The following is a 16,708-nucleotide window of genomic DNA, read 5'->3' as shown; positions in this document are numbered from 1 at the left end:
AGTCATCTGCCTGTTTTGGGCAGCCACGCCTTGAGCCTGATCGCCAGCCGTTCTGTCACCGCGCCGGTTGCAGCGCGCCAGTCGAGCGGCCAGCACAGATAGCAGACGCGCAGCCTCCCCGTGAGACCCGGCGGCGGGTTGGCGAGCATGCGCGCGACGATGCCATGGGTCAGCTGTCTTGCCGCAACCGCATCCTCCGGGCGCCTGAAGGGCCGCGACGCTGCAAGGAAGGCCTTGAGTACGCCAAGCAACTTGCCGTAGGCGGCGGCGCGTCGGTCGACGGCGATCACTTGCCCGCGGATGAACTGGGTGAGATCCTGGGCGAAAGCGTCGTCATAAAGGTCATAGGTCAAGCCGAGGCGCGCCCATGATGCCTGGCGGATCGGATGCGTGCGATTGCGGGCATTCGTTGCATTTGTCGCGGTCAGCCCGAGTGCGTTCAGCCGGTAGCGCGTCAGCGGTTCGGCAAGATTTCGCGCCCGGCACAAAGGCAGCATGTCGAACCACAGATAATGGTCCTGCGAAACCAGTTCATCGATCCTGTAGCGTCCGGCGACCTCGAAGCAACCCCGGCGGTAGGCGATCGTCGAATGGTAGAAGGGATTGTGGAACAGGATCGTCCAGCGGATCTCCAGATCCGTCTCGGGCATGCGTTGCGTACCGACGACGCGGTCAGCTTCGTCGATCAGCGTCACCGCGTGTCCAACGAGGCCAAGCTCGCTGTCCTCGTCCAGCGCCGCGACCAGTCGCCCGACATGCGCGGGCTCGGCGATATCGTCCGCGTCTAGGCGCAGGATGATTTCGCCTCGGGCCGCCTCGATGCCGCGGTTGGCGGCGGCGGCGGTACCGAGATTGGTGGGATTGATGACCAGCCGGATGCGCCGATCGCGACGCGCCAGCTCCTGGAAGACCGCGTCCTGGCCGGTCCCGTCATCGACGATGATGAGTTCGAGATCGTCGAATTCTTGGGTCAGGATGCTGTTGACCGCGGCATCGAGAAAGCGCTGGTCCGTATAGACGGTCATGACGACGGAAGCGCGTGGAACGCGATCCGCATCGCCGCCTTTTCTATCCACCACCGTTGACTCCCCTTGCGCATCTTCCCGATAGCCAACCAGGAGATTCGCCGCAAATGGAAATCGCCAGAGCGGCCGTGAGGGCTCCAATTGCCGCTCGACCGGCGGCCGCCGAACAATGTCGCCGACCGCGCCGTCTGATACGGTTCAGCGCTTCGGCCCAAATCCCGGATAGGGATTGAGCGGCACGATCGCGGTGATCTCCATCATGCCGGCCTTTATCAGGGGCAACGTGGCGAGATGGCCGCGCACTTCGGCATCGTCGGATGCTTCGAACATCATGCCGCTGCCGGGAATGTCGCCACGGTTCCAGACCTGGCGCACCGCGCCTTCGGCGTAGAGCGTGCGCCGCTGCTCGGCCTCGCCCGGCAAAAGCGGTGCAAAGTCGGCGTCGCTGAACTTTGTGGTGTTGCGGGTGAGAAGGGCAAAGAACTGCATGTCGGTCTCCTTTGGTTGGGATGGCCGACTATCGCTTTTGGCTGGTCAGACTGTCCAGGACTGATTAGGCTAAAGTTGAGACCTGAAGAGACTGGAATTTCGGAGAAAAAGTGTTCGACCTGCGCCAGATCCGGTATTTCGTCACCGTCGCCGAGACCGGCAATGTTGGCCGCGCCGCCGAACTGCTGCACATCTCGCAATCGCCGCTCAGCCGGCAGATCATCCAGCTTGAGGAGCAACTGGGCTTTGCTCTGTTCGAAAGGGCAAAGCAGCGGATTCACCTCAGTGCTGAAGGTCGCGCCTTTCTCGCCGAGGCCAAGATGCTTCTCGCTGGCGCGAAGCGGCTGGAGATGTTCGGCCGTGACCTTGCGACCGGCGCGGCCGGCCGCCTTGCTGTCGGCTATGTCGAGGGTGCCGTGCATGCCGGGCTGGTCGCCGGCATGCTCAGGCAGTTTCGGCGAGAGCGGCCGCAATTGCATCTCAGCCTCATGAGCCTGCGCTCTGCCGCGCAGTTGGAAGGGCTGCGCCAGCGCACGCTCGATATCGGCCTGGTCTATTCGCCCCCGCCGGCCGACTATCCCGAAATTGCCTCGACGCTGGTCCGCCGCGAGTCGTTGGTGCTGGCGGTACCTGAAGGCGATGCGCTCTCGGCTGTGGCCGACATCCGCCCGCATCATCTCGATGGCCGCACCTGGATCACCGTGGTGCGCCAACCCGCCGATACCAACCGCGGCCAGTTCCTGGCCGCCTGCATCGAAGCTGGCTTCGTGCCCGACATTGCTTATGAGACGGCCGATCCCTTGACCTCGCTCGGCCTGGTCAGCGCCGGACTGGGCCTGGCGACGGTGCAGGAGAGCCTGCGAAGCGTCGCGCCGCCGGGGGTCGTTTTCCGCGACCTTCCCTGGTTCAAGCGCAGCGTGGCGATCCATCTCGCCTGGCGGCGGCAGGATGAGCGCGCGGTGATTGGGGATTTGCGGAGGGCAGTAGGTCAGTAGGTCAGTAGGTCAGTAGGTCAGTAGGGGCTGTCTTCCCTACTGCCTTACTCCCCTATTCCCTTACTCCCCTTACATCTTGTCTATCACCGACTGCACGCCCTCGGTCGGGGCGTCGACGGAGGAGCCTGCCACCATGATGGCGGCGACGATGGCCTCGGGATCGTTGACGACCAGCGGCTTGACCCGTTGCGCGGTGTGAATAAAGCCTTCCGCCGCCATGTGATCAAGCAACGCCGTCATCGGGTCCCAGAATCCGTTGACGTTGCCGAAGACGATCGGCTTGCGGTGATGGCCGAGTTGCGCCCAGGTCATGATCTCGACGATCTCCTCGACTGTGCCGATGCCGCCAGGCAGCGCCACAAAGGCGTCGGATTTCTCGAACATCTTGTGTTTGCGCTCGTGCATGTTGTCGGTGATCAGCAACTCGTCGAGCCGGTCAAGCGCGGTTTCGGTTGCTTCCCTGTTGATCAGGAAGCGGGGAATGATGCCCGTGACCTTGCCGCCGGCCTTGAGCGCGCCGTCGGCGACGGCGCCCATAATGCCTTTGGTGCCGCCGCCATAGATCAGCCGCAGGCCCGCTCTGGCGATTGAGCGCCCAAGCAGGTGTCCGGCCTTCGCATAGACCTCATCGCGGCCCGGAGACGAGCCGCAATAGACGCAGACGGATCGAATCGTATTCATACGGATGATTGGTGATTGGGTCTGAAAGCGTGGTCAAGCCCCAAGGGTTGACAAGCCCGGGCTTTTTCTTGCCGGCCCGTTTTTCTTGTCGATTTTGGGAAAACACGCTAGACCGGCATTAGGTGGCTAAGGGGTAGGGAAATATGGCAATTAATCCATTGAAGGCGTTCCTGTTCGCGGCGGGTGGGACCGTCGCGGCCGCGGGAACCGCCTATGTATCGGGCGCACTCGACCCGTATCTTCATCCAGCCGCCCCGGCGCAGGTCGCGGCCTTGACGCCGCCCGAGGCGCCGAAACCGGCTGATCCCGGCACGGAAGGACGACTGCCTGCGCCGGCGGTGCCGGCCGCTCCCGCCGCGGCGCCACAGACAGCGGCCCCGGCCGCGCCTGCAACAGAGGCCACGCCCCCAGCCGCGCCCGCGGCCGATGCGGCGGCGCCCGTTGCGCCGGCAGCGGCCGGTCCGATTGCGCCGACTTTCGATGTCGTGCGCGTCGAGAGCAATGGTTCGATCGTCGTTGCCGGCAATGCGGCACCCAATTCAAAGGTCGAGATCCTGAGCGGCACGACCGTGATCGGCTCGACCTTGGCGGGTCCGGATGGCGCCTTTGTCATCGTGCTCGACGACCCGCTGAAGCCCGGCGACTACACGATTGCCCTGCGTTCGACGCTCGGCACGGTTGTGACTGCCTCGGCGCAGACCGCCGTGGTCTCGGTTCCGGCCAACGCGGCCGGCCAGGTGCTGGCCATGGTCGAGGAGCCAGGCAAGCCGGCCGAACTGCTGACAGTTCCGGCACCCGAGGCCAAACCAGCCGCGCCCGCCGGAGATCAGGCAGCCGCTCCCGCTGCTCCGGCACCGACTGCTCCCGCCGCTGCATCGCCGGCACCAGCCGCATCCGCGCCAGCCGTCGCGGATGCAACACCGCCCGCCGCGGCCGTGGGCGAACCCAAGATCGTCGTCGAGGCGGTGGAGATAGACGGCAACAAGATCTTTGTCGCCGGCCTCGCCGATCCGGGCCGCAAGGTGCGCGCCTATGCCAATGACATCCTGCTCGGTGACGCGCAGACATCGCCGGATGGTCATTTTCTCGTCGAGGCAACGCGCGACATTCCGGTCGGCAGCTACACCATTCATGTCGACGGGCTCGATGCCGATGGCGTGAAGGTTGTGGCTCGCGCCGCCGTGCCGTTCGAGCGCGAGCCGGGCGAAGCGGTCGCCGCCGTGGCGCCAGCCGAAACCAAGCCAGCGGATGGCAAGCCAGCCGAGACCAAGCCGGCCGCACCGGCCGCCGCGGAAGCTCCTGCCGCTCCGGCTCCAGGTGCGCCCGCCACCGAGGCTCCGGCCGTCGTCGCGGAAGCCACGCCGCCAAGCGACGTGCCGGAGGTCGTATCGCCCAAGCTCGAACATGCCGACGGCGCCGTCGTCATCCGCCGCCACGATACGCTGTGGCGGATTTCGCGGCGCGTCTATGGCCATGGCGTGCGCTATTCCACAATCTACCTCGCCAACCAGGACCAGATCAGGAATCCTGACCGCATCTGGCCCGGACAGGTGTTCAAGGTCCCGGGAAAGTCCAAGGAAGGCGAAGCCGCCGACCTCAAGGCGATGGGCGAGCAGGCGACCACGGCTCCGGCAAAGACGCAGTAGAAGCCCACATCGATCAACTGGCATCGCCCACGCGGTTGGCGTGAAGCGCAAAACCGGTTGCACCCGGATCGCCCAGCTCAGGGCGGAGATTCATGCTCGGGATGAGATAATCTCCGCCATTTTGCCGACGGTATGGGATGGGCGGTGTCGTCGCCAGTGTCCGCATCCTGTCACGCAGGCGTTCGGCCAGGGGTTCGAAACCGGCCTCTTCGAGACGATCGACCTTGTAGACCACGAACGGCGGAAGTACGTCGTATCCAGGGTAGTAAAGGATCCCGTGATTGATCGGGAACAGCAGGTCATCGATGGGTCCGTTGATCCCGCGCGGCGTATAGTGCTCCTCCCAGCCTCCGGCGGTCACGATCAACATCGCGCGTTTTCCGGCAAGGGTACCCTCGCCATAGCGATCTCCCCAACGCCGATCGCTATGCTCACCAACGCCATAGGCGAATCCGTAGGCGAAGACACGGTCGACCCAGCCCTTGAGGATCGCCGGCATGGCGAACCACCAAAGCGGGAACTGCAGGATCAAGGTGTCGGCCCACAGGAGCTTCTCGATCTCGGCCTTTACATCTGCGGTCAGCGTGTTGGCCTCGAAACCCTTCTTGGAAGCCGCGACCGGGATGAGCCGCGCATCGGGTTCCAGTGATGGGAAGTCGGCGCGATCGACTTCGGACTTCCAGCCATCGGCGTACAGGTCCGATACGCGCACCTCATGCCCTTGAGCCTCGAGTTCCTTGACGGCGACGTCGCCAAGCGCGCCGCTCAGCGAGCGTGATTCAGGGTGAGCGAAGACAAGCAGGACTTTCATGGGTCAGATCCAACATTGAGGAAACTGACGGGAAGGTAGCCAGTGGCTGTTCAATCCACTATATGCCGGTAATGCATAATATTGTGCCGAATAATGGATAAGTCGGACATCACATTCGAGCGCATGCGCACCTTCATCCGCGTGGCCGAGCGTGGCAGCCTGTCGGCGGTCGCGCGGGAATTTGGTGTCGGGCAGTCAACTATCACGCGGCATGTGCGGGAGCTCGAGGAAGCAGTCGGCGTGCCTTTGCTCAGCAGAACGACCCGGCGTGTCACCATGACCGCCGAAGGCAGCCGCTATTATGCCAATAGCGTTCAGATCCTGCGTCTTGTCGAGCAGGCCAGCGATGAGGCCCGAGGCACGCGTGGCGCGCCCGCCGGCACGATCCGGATAAGCTGTACTGCCGCCTTCGGCGTCTTGCATGTCAGCCGGCTGATCTTCGCCTTTCAGGACCGTCATCCCGACATCGGCATTGACCTCAGCCTTACCGACGAGCGGGTGGATCTCGTCCGCGAAGGTGTCGATATCGCGCTTCGGCTTGGCCCGCTCACGGACAGTTCTTTGAAGCTGCGGGCCCTTGGCCGGTCGCGGCGTCTGCTCGTGGCATCGCCGGACTATCTGGCGGCGCGGGGAAGACCGGCCGTTCCTTCGGATCTGTCTCGGCATGAGGGTATCCGGATGTCGAACGTGGCGGGCAGCGAAACGCTTGCCCTGAAGGGCGCAGGCGGCGAACACCACACCGTGCCTTTCGCGGGGCGGCTGCGGATCGATCACGGGCTTGCCGCGCGGCAGGCCATGGTCGCTGGTCGAGGGATCGCGCCGGCGCATCGATGGCTTGTGGACGATCTTCTGGCGGCGGGCTTGCTGGAGACGATCCTGACGGATTATTCGCTGCCGTCCGTCCCGCTGAACATGTTGATTGTCCCGGAGCGCGCGGGCGTCGCAAGGGTCCGCTTGCTGGTCGAGTTTCTGGCTGAACAGATTGCCGCCATTCCAGGGATCGAGAAATCCATCTCGGGGCATTAGCGCGATACGATCTGCCCGCAAGAGCAGCTTGCGGCGGTGACGTCCATCGTCTATCGCCGATGAACGATGATAGAATCCACCCTTGCACCAGACAGCGCCGGCAGCGCGCTACCCAGCCGCATCTGCGACAGTCGCGCTGTCGCGGCGCGATTCGCGGCGCTGTCGCATCCCGCGCGTATCGAGATACTGAAGCACCTCTCGGCCAGCAATTCGTGCTGCTGCCGCGAGGTCGTCGATCGTTTCGATCTGGCGCAATCGACGGTCTCGCAGCATCTGAAGATACTGGTCGAGGCCGGCCTTGTCCGCTTCGAGCCCGACCGCCAGCGCTCTCGCTATGCCGTCGATCGCGCGGCCCTCGCCGAAACATCGGCATCGCTGAGCGCACTCGTCAATTCCTGCTGCTCCGGCCGCTGACCCTCCCACCCAAAAGGCAAGAAAAAGTGGCCGAAAAAACCGTCTCCGCCGAAACATCCACCCTGACGACATTGCGCAATCTCTGGCCCTATATGTGGCCGGCCGAACGCGCCGATCTCAGGGCGCGCGTCACCTGGGCGACGCTGCTGCTGGTCGTTGCCAAGGTAACACTGGTCGCCGGTCCCTATTTCTTCAAATGGGCGACCGATGCGCTGGCTGGTGGGGCCAGAACGCCGCCGCCATTGCCGTCCTTCCTGCTTGCCCCGGTGATGCTGGTCATTGCCTACAATGTCCTGAGGCTCGTCCAACTCGGTTTCAACCAGTTGCGCGATGCGCTGTTTGCACGGGTCGGCCAGCACGCGGTGCGACAGCTTGCTTTCCGCACCTTCGTCCACATGCACCAGCTGTCGCTGCGCTTCCACCTGGAGCGCCGCACCGGCGGCCTGTCGCGCATCATCGAACGCGGCACCAAGGGCATCGAAACGATCGTGCGCTTCATCATGCTCAACACCGCGCCGACCATCCTTGAATTCGCGCTGACCGCCGGCATATTCGGTTTCACCTATGGCTGGAAATACGTGGCCGTGGTGGCAATCACCGTCTGGCTCTACGTCTGGTTCACGGTCAAGGCGAGCGACTGGCGCATCTCGATCCGCCGCGACATGAACGACAGTGACACCGACGCCAACACCAAGGCGATCGACTCGCTGCTCAATTTCGAGACGGTCAAATACTTCACCAACGAGCGCATGGAAGCGGAGCGCTTCGACCGCTCGATGGCCCGCTACGAGGTCGCCGCCACCAAGACCTGGACCTCGCTCGGCTGGCTGAATTTCGGCCAGGGCGTCATCTTCGGCCTCGGCACGGTCGTCGTCATGTGCATGTCGGCACTGGAGGTGCAGGCCCACACGCAGACAGTCGGCGATTTCGTCTTCATCAACGCCATGCTGGTGCAGCTTTCCGTACCGCTCAACTTCATCGGCTTTATCTACCGCGAAATCCGGCAAGGTCTGACCGATATCGAGCACATGTTCGATCTGCTCGACGTGCCGCAGGAGATCGTCGACAAGCCAGACGCCAAGCCGCTCGCCGTCGGCGCCGGCAAGGTCGAATTCCGCGACGTGCATTTTTCCTATGACCCGAACCGCAAGATCCTCAAAGGCGTGTCCTTCGAAGTGCCGGCCGGCAAGACGGTCGCCATTGTCGGGCCGTCGGGCGCCGGAAAGTCGACCATTTCGCGCCTGCTGTTCCGCTTCTACGACGTGCAGGGCGGCCAGGTGCTTATCGACGGCCAGGACGTCAGGGACGTCACCCAGGACAGCTTGCGCGCGGTGCTCGGCATGGTGCCGCAGGACACGGTGCTGTTCAATGACACCATCGCCTACAACATCCGCTACGGCCGCGTCGGCGCGAGCGAGGAGGAGGTGCGCAAGGCAGCCGAACTCGCCCAGATCGGACCGTTCATCGAGAAGCTGCCCGAAGGCTACAAGTCGATGGTCGGCGAGCGCGGGTTGAAGCTTTCGGGCGGCGAGAAGCAGCGCGTCGCGATTGCCCGCACCATCCTGAAGGCGCCGCCGATCCTGATGCTCGACGAAGCAACATCGGCACTGGACAGCCACACCGAGCAGGAGATTCAGGCCGCGCTCGATCTCGTCAGCAAGGGCCGCACCACCATTGTCATTGCCCACCGTCTGTCGACGGTGATTTCCGCCGACGAGATCATCGTGCTCAAGGACGGACAGATCGCCGAGCGCGGCACCCATGTCGAACTGATGCGCAAACATGGCCTCTACGCCTCTATGTGGGACCGTCAGCGCGAAGCGACCGAGGCCGAGGAGCGGCTGCGCCTCGCCCGCGAGGGCGACGAGCTTGGAGTCATCGTTCGCCGGCGCACGTCGGAGGTAAATTGATTTTGTGCTTGACCTCAACTTAAGTTGAGATTGTACGCCGCCCTGGAGCCCGCAAACACCATGATCCAGGAACGGAACAATCGAAATGGACGACCTAAAGCAGAACGTTAACGGCGGCAGCGTGTTCAGGGTGGACAAGTTCGTCGTCCCGGCCTCGGCCCGCGAGGAGATCCTCGTCAAGGTCAGGACGACGCACGAATTGTTGCGCCGGCAGCAGGGCTTCGTGCAGGATTTTCTGCTCGAGCAATTTTCGGGGCCGGGCGAATTCAACCTGGTGACGATCGTCGAATGGGAAAGCCAGGCGGCCGTCGACAAGGTCGTGCCGATCGTCAAGGCCGCGCACGAGCGCGTCGCGTTCAATCCGCAGGAAACGATCGCCAGGCTTGGGGTACGCGCCGACATCGCCAACTATCAGCGGATTCCAGAGGCGTAACGCATGTCCCCCAAAAGCGTGTAACGGTTTTGGGACAACGACATACGCAAACAAAGAGAGTTAAAGCGCGTCGACGCGAAGCGCTTTAACCAGGCCAGCCGACGCCAGGTGCCGGCGCTTCAATGTTGAGCACCTGGCCGGTTCTGATATCGCTGATCATGTGCTCGAAGCCGCGCCATTGCGCGGCGGCGATGAACAATGTCCTTCGGTCCGCACCGCCCAGCATGCAGGCAAAGCAGCCGCGATCGGCGGTGACGGTCTGCAGCATCTCGCCGCCCTCGCGCACCCGCACGCAGTGCTTGTTGGGAACATCCGCGTACCAGACCGCACCTTCGGCATCGAGGCAGATGCCGTCCGGATAGCCGTCGAGATCGGCCCAGACGCGCCGGTTGGACAGGATGCCGTCGGCGGCGATGTCGAAAGCGGCCAGCCGGTTGCCGTGGGATTCGGCAAGGATCAGCGTCTTGTTGTCCGGGGTCACGGCCATGCCATTGGCAAAGGCGATGTTGTCAGCCACTTGCCGGACCGCACCGTCCGGCGTGATCAGCACGATGGTGCCCGGACCGAAATGCTCACCGGGCGCCGGCGCCGGCCCACCGCCATTGACATAGGCATTGCCGCGCCCATCGACGACGATCTCGTTCCAAGGGCTTTTCGACAGGCTGCGCAGATCGGCATGAGTGACGAGCCTGCCATCGGCTTCCTGCCGCAACAGCAAGCCTTCCCGGCCCGAGACAATGAGCAGGCGTCCATCCGGCAACCAGTCGATGGAGTAAGGCAGGACGGCGGGTACCGTGAGCATGATCTCGCGGTTGCCGTCGGCATCGACTGCGATGATCTCACCGGTGCCCCAGTTGCAGACCCACAGCCGTCCGTCATGCCAGCGCGGCGATTCGCCGAAGGCGAGGCCTTCCGTGACGAGACGAGCTTTGCTGCCGGATGATGTCTGCATGATCGGGAGCCTCCGTTGCGCCCATCATCGGCCCTTGAGGGTACGATCAGGCGCTTTCCCACCAAGGACGGGCGAGGAGGCGGTTCGCCGACAGTGGGCTATGGCTTTTCGCTCAGAAAAAACGTGCCATCGACATGGCCGTTGGCGCCGCATGATGGCGGCTCCGATCGGTCATCCTTGCCGGTGCCGCTCTGCTCCACGACAAGCGCATCGCCGCTGCGGCGGAAGGTGAAGACAAAGCCGGTCGGCCTGTCATTGTCGTCGGTGTCGACGAGCCGTAAGGCCTTGCGGCTCTCGACCGTGCCACCGATGTCGCACGCACCGCTTCCTGAGATAGGGTTTGCGACCACGTCTTCCGAAATCTCAAGTTTGCCCGCGCCCGCTGCCTTGATTTCGACCCCGCCGCGCACGCTGCTCCATGTACCGATGAAACCGGTGTCCGCAGGTTTGCGGATGCCGGCCAGTAAGGTCGCGCGGTCGCGCAGAAATTCGCCGAGGTCGAAAGTCTGCTGGTCCTTGGGCGTATTCTCGTTGAAGCCGGCGATCTGGTCGCGGTATGCGATGAAATCGCTCTGGTCGTCGCGCAAGGCCTTGCCGGCACGAGGGTCGAGTGTCCTGAGCAATGCCGCATAGTTCTTCGCCACGTCGGCGTCGGCCTTGGCGAGAACCGGGTCGGCGCAGATCGCCTTTTCCGCCACGTTGGCCGCCTTGGCGCAGTCGAAGGATGGCTTGCTCTGTGCTAGCGCATTGCCCGGCAATGCCGGCAAGATGGCCAGCGTCAGTATGGGAAAAACAACGCGGATCGTGAATATCCAGCTTTTCATGAGATCTGCTCCCGCCCCGGTCGGAGTCTTGACGGCAATGGCATGGGTACGCAAGCCGGCGGCGACTTCACGAAATGCGGAACGTCTGGCTTTCCGGCGCCCAGTGGGTTTTGCCCGTTCACCCGCGCCGCGGATTGTCGCGTTGCGGGCAGGGGGTGTTTCGGCTATTGAGGCCGAACCTGAAACAGGGACCGCCCCCATCCCATGAGCCTTGTCGACACGGTCAAGAACGCGTTCGTACCGATCCATCGCGAGGGCTATCCCTTCATCGCCGCCTTTGGCGCGGCTACGCTTTTCCTTGGCTATTTCTCTTCGATCCTGTTCTGGATCGGCCTGATCCTGACCGCCTGGTGCGTTTATTTCTTCCGCGATCCCGAGCGGGTCACCCCGGTGGACGACCGTCTGGTGGTGAGCCCGGCCGATGGCATCATCTCGGCGGTTGGTCCGGCCCTGCCGCCGCGTGAGCTCGGCCTCGGCAACGTCGAAATGACCCGCATCTCGGTGTTCATGAACGTCTTTTCCTGCCATGTGAACCGTTCGCCGGTGCGCGGCCGTATCGCCAAGATCGAGCATCGGCCGGGAAAATTCCTCAACGCCGAGCTCGACAAGGCAAGCACCGAGAACGAGCGCAACTGCCTAGTCATCGAGAGCCCCAACGGCACGGTGGCTGCCGTCCAGATCGCCGGCCTGGTGGCGCGCCGCATCGTCTGCTGGGCCGAGGCCGGCGGCTCGATCGGCACAGGCGAGCGGTTCGGCCTGATCCGCTTCGGCTCGCGCGTCGACGTCTTCCTGCCCCTGACCGCGACGCCTCGTGTTGCCGTTGGCCAGACGGCGGTCGGCGGTGAAACCGTGCTTGCCGAATTCGGTGGTGTCGCCGGCACTCCCCTTGTGCGGGTTTCCTGAGCCTTGGGCGCGCCGTTCAAAAAGTTCGAGGCACATGCCAGCGGCGGTCCGCGCATCCGCGAGATCCCGATGCGCATGGTGCTGCCCAACCTCGTCACCGTGCTTGCCATCTGCGCCGGACTGTCCGGCATCCGCTTCGGCTTTGAAGGCCGCTTCGAACCGGCGGTGGTGATGGTGCTGCTGGCCGCCTTTCTCGACGGCATCGATGGCCGCCTGGCGCGTATGCTCAAGGCGACCTCCAAATTCGGCGCGCAGATGGATTCGCTGGCCGACATCGTCAATTTCGGCGTGGCACCTGCTCTGGTGCTCTATGCCTTCCTGCTCGACCGCGCCGGCTCGCCGGGCTGGATCGCGGCACTCCTGTTCGCCATCGCCTGCGGGCTGAGGCTCGCCCGCTTCAACGTGCTCGATGATGACAAGGCCGAACGCCCCTTGTGGCAGTCCGAATATTTCGTCGGTGTGCCGGCGCCGGCGGGCGCGGTGCTGGTGATGCTGCCGCTCTATCTCTATTTCCTGCGGCTCGGGGTGGAGCCCAGCCGGCCGGCCGCCTTCGTCGCCACCGGCTTCACCATCCTGGTCGCCTTCCTGCTAGTCAGCCGACTGCCGGTCTATTCCGGCAAGAGCATCAAGATCCCGGGCGACAGGGTACTGCCGGTCATCCTGGCTGTCGTGCTCTACGTCCTCTTGCTGATGACCTATCCCTGGTACACGCTGACGGCGTCGGTCGCGGGCTATCTGATCTTTCTGCCGTTCTCCGTACGCGCCTACTCCAAGCGCGCCAAGCTCGAGGGCGAGAAGGTACCGCCTTCGGACATAGGTTAAAAGGTTCGCAGAAGTCCTTGATCTGACTCAGGCCGCGACGCCGAGCCCCAGCCTGTCGATCGCCAGCTTCCTGGTCGAGACATAGTCGGTCTTGCCGGAACCGAGCACCGGAATTTCCTCCACCTTGACGATGTCGTTCGGCACCATCAGTTCGGCTGCCCCGGCCTTTTTGCCAAACTGGCGCAGTTCTTCGGGATTGGCATCGTCGGCCGTGGTGACCAGCACGATGCGCTCGCCGCGCCTCTTGTCCGGCACCGCAACCGCAGCGTGGCGCTCCTCGGGCCACAGTGACTGCACCAGCATCTCGACCGCGCCCAGCGACACCATCTCGCCGGCGATCTTGGCGAAGCGCTTGGCGCGACCGCGAATGCTGATGAAGCCTTCGCGGTCGACGGCGACGATATCGCCGGTGTCGTGCCAGCCGGTCAGGGTCTGCAGTTCGCCGGGACGGTCCGCGGTCATGTAGCCCATCATGAGATTGGGTCCGTCGAGCCACAACTGACCGGCGTCCGCTATGCCCTCGACCGGCTCCAGCCTCATGCGCATGGCCGGTAAGAGCCGCCCGACCGTACCGTCACGGCCATGGATCGCGGTGTTGACGGCAACCACGGGTGCGGCCTCGGTCAATCCGAAGCCCTCGATGATTTCGGCCTGGAAACGCTCGCGGTAGACGCGACGCGTTTCCGGCTTCACCGCCTCGGCGCCGGCGACGATGAAGCGCAGGCTGGAGAAGTCGCCGTCCTTGGCTGTGCGCGCATAGTTGGCGAGGAAGGTGTCGGTGCCGAACATGATGGTCGGTTTCACCTTGCGGGCGATCTCGGGAATGATCTTGTAGTGGAGAGGCGAAGGGTAGAGGAACAGTTTCACCCCGGTCACCAGTGGCAATATGGTGCCGCCCGTCAGGCCGAAGGAGTGGAACACCGGCAGCACGTTGAGCAGGATATCGGCCGGCGAAATGGTGATGCGCGCTTCGGCCTGCATGGCGTTGGCGAGCAGGTTCTTTTGCGACAGAACGACCGCTTTCGGCGTGCCTTCCGAACCCGAGGTGAACAGGATCACCCCCGGCTTGGCCGCATCCTGCCGCTGCAGCGGCAGGCGCCAGAGCAGAGCGGCGGAAAGCTTGTCCAGCGCGGTGACGCTTTCCCTCAGATCTTCCAGCCACAACAGCCTGGCGCCGCCATTCTCGGCCGCGGCGACGATATCGGCGAGATCGGCCTTGTCGACGAAGGCGCGCGACGAAATGACGGTGCGGATGACGGCCGTGCGCACGGCCGCCGTGACGCTCGCCGGCCCGGCCGTGTAGTTGATCATCGCCGCGACTCGTCCGCCCGAGAGAAGGCCGACCAAGGACAGCACGACGCCATTGGCGTTGGGCAGCATTATCCCCACTGCTTCGCCCGGCGCCGTCACCGCCTCGAAGCGCCTGCCCAGCACGCGCGCGCCGATGAACATCTTGCGATAGCTCAGCGCGCCCGAGATGACGTCCTCGATGATCGGATGCGATGCGCCGACTCTGGCTGCCGCATCGCGCATGGCCAGGAACAGGCCGCGATCGAGGTCGGTACCAAAAAGCCGGGCCTCGGCGACGCGGTCGAACAGCGCATTGGTGTTCGAGGCCTGGTCCGGGTTGCGCGCCACAAGTTCGCCGATGGTCATCGGATCCAGCACGCTGATCGACAGTTGCGGAAACCAGTGCCGCGGCGCCTTGTCCGCAGGCGTCAGCGACACAGGCAGACTGCGCGCGCCAGCGACGAAGATCGGGACGATGCGGGCGTCGGCCTGCATGGCGATGCGGGTGACGGCGCGAAACAGGCGAAACGTCTTGACGTCTGGCTCGACCGCATCCGGCAGATAGACGGCGAGCCGGCCCTTGCCCTTCAGCACGCGCACCAGGCGGCGGCTGACGAAGAGGTGTTCCGCGTTGAAGGCAATGGTGCGGCCAAGTTCGCGCCAGGGTTCGAGCCAGGGCGAGCGTGCCGAGACCTCGTCGAGTATGTGCAGCGTGTCGTCGGGCAGCAGCGACAGCATCAGCGCCGGCTCGAAGCGCGACTGGTGCGAGATTACGTAGATGACCGGTACCTGCGCCTTGCGCGCGATCCTGATGCGGTTGTCGCTGATCCGGTAGGCGAGCTTGAACGGCACATAGAGCAGCGCCTGGGTGAAGCGCAGGCCGAGGCGGAATTTTTCCACCACGCCGATCAGCAGCCAGGCTGCAACAAGACCCGCAAGCAGCGCCAGTGTCAGGATCATGCCGCGTCTCTCCCAACAAGTTTTGTCATCGCGGCTCTTCCGCGGCCGCTTCGGGGCAGAAGGTAGCGGAAGTGGGCGTGAGGTCAATGTGGAAGAGGGGCTGTCCTTCTCCCTCCAGAGGGGGAAGGACAAGGCCGTCATGCCGCCTTCAACCGGCCGCTGATGAATCGGAACTCCTGGGTCTTGCCGCCATAGCCATAGGCGGCGGCAGGTACTTCATGCACGAAGGCATAGCTTTCCTCGTGCACACCGCCCAGCAGACGGTCGAAGGCATCGAAGAGAGCCTTGAGGTAGGCCTCCAGCTCGAGCTTGGTGTTGGTGCCGTCGACCACCTTGATATCCAGCCAGAACGTGTTGGAGCCATGCTCGGCCAGCGACTTGGCGCCGGCGAACCAATGCTGCGGATCGATATAGGATACGGCAACGGCCGTGATGGTCGGATCCTTGCGCAACTGCCTGGCGGTGATCTCGGTCATTTCCCCGGCAATCCTGGCCGATAAAGCGGCGTCTGGCTTGCCGGTGAGGCTGATGTTGATGATGGGCATTTTTCTTCTCCTGGTTGAGCGGCGTCTGATCGCCGTTGGAGGGACCATGTCACCATCCTTGAATCAAAAAAATCGAATTGTTTTCAAATGAAGATTCGATAATATCGAATTATGGAAAAGCTGGACCCAGACCTGCTCAAAACCTTCCTCGCTTTCGTCGACAGCGGCTCGCTGGCGCAGGCGGCGTCCAGTGTCGGCCGCTCGCCCTCGGCGGTGACAGCCCAGATGCAGCGGCTTGAGGAGATTGTCGGCGAGCCGCTTCTGGCGCCGCAGGGGCGGGGCCGTGGGCTGACGCCGGCCGGCGAGGATCTCGTTGGTCATGCCAGGCGCATTCTTGCCGTTCATCGCGAGGCGTGGCTGGCGTTGAAGGGGGCGCGGGCCGCCGGGCGTATCGCCATCGGCACGACACAGGATTTCGCCGACAGCGGACTGCCGGACCTTTTGCGCGCCTTCGCCACCAGCCATCCGCGCGTCAGGATCGAATTGCGCGTTGGCCGCTCCGCCGAACTGGCGCAGGCCCTGCAGGCCGGCAGCCTGGATCTTGCGATCGTCATGCGCCAGACGGCGGCGCCGGATGAGGTCGGCGTACTGCGCGAACCGATGATATGGCTGTGCTCACACAAAGGGCTGGCCTCGCGGCAGGAAGAACTGCCGCTGGCGCTGCTCGATCCCCATTGCGGTTTTCGCGAGGCCGCACTCGCGGCGCTCGATGCCGCCGGCCGCAACTATCGGATCGCCGCCGGAAGTGCCAGCCTGGCTGGGTTGCGCACGGCCGTGAACGCCGGCGTCGCATTGACGCTGCGCACCGCGCGCTTTGCTCATTCCGGCATTGTCGAGGCGCCGCGCGAGCTTGGCCTTCCGCAGGTTCCGATGGCGGAATTCGCGATCCGGTTGCGCGCTGGGGCCGATACTCCCGCGAGCGATCTGGCGACACTGCTCAGCGGTAACCTGGCTCTGGCCTGATCGCTTGGGAGGGCTCGGA

Annotated in this window: 17 protein-coding genes; 9 read left to right on the top strand and 8 right to left on the bottom strand. The window is 64.0% G+C overall.

Annotated elements, in window-relative coordinates; all coding sequences use genetic code 11:
- Positions 1-2: 2 nt before the first annotated feature.
- Positions 3-1,079, bottom strand: coding sequence for a glycosyltransferase (locus AC07UC_RS26010; protein WP_494907855.1), 1,077 nt, complete (start codon positions 1,077-1,079; stop codon positions 3-5).
- A gap of 144 nt (positions 1,080-1,223) precedes the next feature.
- Positions 1,224-1,514, bottom strand: a complete 291-nt coding sequence (locus tag AC07UC_RS26005; protein WP_483124222.1) for a muconolactone Delta-isomerase family protein — start codon at positions 1,512-1,514, stop codon at positions 1,224-1,226.
- A gap of 110 nt (positions 1,515-1,624) precedes the next feature.
- Here AC07UC_RS26005 and AC07UC_RS26000 point away from each other — a divergent pair, with 110 nt between their 5' ends.
- On the top strand, positions 1,625-2,509 hold the full coding sequence (locus tag AC07UC_RS26000) for a LysR substrate-binding domain-containing protein (protein WP_494907854.1): 885 nt from the start codon (positions 1,625-1,627) through the stop codon (positions 2,507-2,509).
- 69 nt (positions 2,510-2,578) lie between these two features.
- On the opposite strand, the gene AC07UC_RS25995 is transcribed toward AC07UC_RS26000, so the two are convergent.
- Positions 2,579-3,190 carry an LOG family protein gene (locus AC07UC_RS25995; protein WP_140768468.1) on the bottom strand — a complete coding sequence of 204 codons (612 nt, stop codon included), beginning with the start codon at positions 3,188-3,190 and terminating at the stop codon, positions 2,579-2,581.
- Between the two features lie 143 nt (positions 3,191-3,333).
- Here AC07UC_RS25995 and AC07UC_RS25990 point away from each other — a divergent pair, with 143 nt between their 5' ends.
- The gene (locus AC07UC_RS25990) at positions 3,334-4,836 is read left to right on the top strand and encodes a LysM peptidoglycan-binding domain-containing protein (RefSeq protein ID WP_494907853.1); all 1,503 of its coding nucleotides are present in this window, start codon (positions 3,334-3,336) and stop codon (positions 4,834-4,836) included.
- A 13-nt stretch (positions 4,837-4,849) separates the two neighbouring features.
- Here AC07UC_RS25990 and AC07UC_RS25985 read toward each other — a convergent pair whose 3' ends face one another.
- A complete protein-coding gene (locus AC07UC_RS25985) occupies positions 4,850-5,647 on the bottom strand; it encodes an NAD(P)H-dependent oxidoreductase (protein ID WP_494907852.1) in 798 nt (265 codons plus the stop codon).
- Positions 5,648-5,740: 93 nt separating this feature from the next.
- Here AC07UC_RS25985 and AC07UC_RS25980 point away from each other — a divergent pair, with 93 nt between their 5' ends.
- The 4 genes from AC07UC_RS25980 to AC07UC_RS25965 all read left to right on the top strand — a co-directional run bounded on the left by AC07UC_RS25980 (position 5,741) and on the right by AC07UC_RS25965 (position 9,430).
- Entirely contained in the window at positions 5,741-6,673 is a 933-nt protein-coding gene (locus tag AC07UC_RS25980; RefSeq protein ID WP_494907851.1) for a LysR family transcriptional regulator, read from the top strand.
- Between the two features lie 66 nt (positions 6,674-6,739).
- Entirely contained in the window at positions 6,740-7,087 is a 348-nt protein-coding gene (locus AC07UC_RS25975; RefSeq protein WP_494907850.1) for an ArsR/SmtB family transcription factor, read from the top strand.
- Between the two features lie 26 nt (positions 7,088-7,113).
- Complete coding sequence (locus AC07UC_RS25970; protein ID WP_140768458.1) at positions 7,114-8,997, top strand: ABCB family ABC transporter ATP-binding protein/permease; 1,884 nt, start codon at positions 7,114-7,116, stop codon at positions 8,995-8,997.
- Positions 8,998-9,082: 85 nt separating this feature from the next.
- A complete protein-coding gene (locus tag AC07UC_RS25965) occupies positions 9,083-9,430 on the top strand; it encodes an antibiotic biosynthesis monooxygenase family protein (RefSeq protein ID WP_494907849.1) in 348 nt (115 codons plus the stop codon).
- An 85-nt stretch (positions 9,431-9,515) separates the two neighbouring features.
- On the opposite strand, the gene AC07UC_RS25960 is transcribed toward AC07UC_RS25965, so the two are convergent.
- Both AC07UC_RS25960 and AC07UC_RS25955 read right to left on the bottom strand, forming a co-directional pair.
- Entirely contained in the window at positions 9,516-10,382 is an 867-nt protein-coding gene (locus AC07UC_RS25960) for an SMP-30/gluconolactonase/LRE family protein (protein ID WP_494907848.1), read from the bottom strand.
- A 98-nt stretch (positions 10,383-10,480) separates the two neighbouring features.
- Complete coding sequence (locus tag AC07UC_RS25955; RefSeq protein ID WP_494907847.1) at positions 10,481-11,206, bottom strand: lysozyme inhibitor LprI family protein; 726 nt, start codon at positions 11,204-11,206, stop codon at positions 10,481-10,483.
- A 204-nt stretch (positions 11,207-11,410) separates the two neighbouring features.
- On the opposite strand from AC07UC_RS25955, the gene AC07UC_RS25950 reads away from it, so the two are divergent.
- Together AC07UC_RS25950 and AC07UC_RS25945 are read left to right on the top strand one after the other, a co-directional pair.
- Positions 11,411-12,109, top strand: coding sequence for a phosphatidylserine decarboxylase (locus AC07UC_RS25950; RefSeq protein ID WP_494907846.1), 699 nt, complete (start codon positions 11,411-11,413; stop codon positions 12,107-12,109).
- Between the two features lie 3 nt (positions 12,110-12,112).
- Positions 12,113-12,931 carry a CDP-alcohol phosphatidyltransferase family protein gene (locus AC07UC_RS25945; RefSeq protein ID WP_056563308.1) on the top strand — a complete coding sequence of 273 codons (819 nt, stop codon included), beginning with the start codon at positions 12,113-12,115 and terminating at the stop codon, positions 12,929-12,931.
- Between the two features lie 27 nt (positions 12,932-12,958).
- Here the strand turns inward: AC07UC_RS25945 and AC07UC_RS25940 are convergent, their stop codons facing one another.
- Together AC07UC_RS25940 and AC07UC_RS25935 are read right to left on the bottom strand one after the other, a co-directional pair.
- Positions 12,959-15,181 carry an AMP-binding protein gene (locus AC07UC_RS25940; protein ID WP_494907845.1) on the bottom strand — a complete coding sequence of 741 codons (2,223 nt, stop codon included), beginning with the start codon at positions 15,179-15,181 and terminating at the stop codon, positions 12,959-12,961.
- Between the two features lie 137 nt (positions 15,182-15,318).
- Positions 15,319-15,726, bottom strand: a complete 408-nt coding sequence (locus AC07UC_RS25935; protein ID WP_494907844.1) for a tautomerase family protein — start codon at positions 15,724-15,726, stop codon at positions 15,319-15,321.
- Positions 15,727-15,837: 111 nt separating this feature from the next.
- Here AC07UC_RS25935 and AC07UC_RS25930 point away from each other — a divergent pair, with 111 nt between their 5' ends.
- Entirely contained in the window at positions 15,838-16,689 is an 852-nt protein-coding gene (locus AC07UC_RS25930; protein ID WP_494907843.1) for a LysR substrate-binding domain-containing protein, read from the top strand.
- Positions 16,690-16,708: the final 19 nt, after the last annotated feature.

This window comes from Mesorhizobium sp. GW821-FHT04C10, assembly GCF_059420305.1.
The sequence above is the reverse complement of the archived record's forward strand: the minus strand, read 5'-3'. Positions and strand labels throughout refer to the sequence as shown.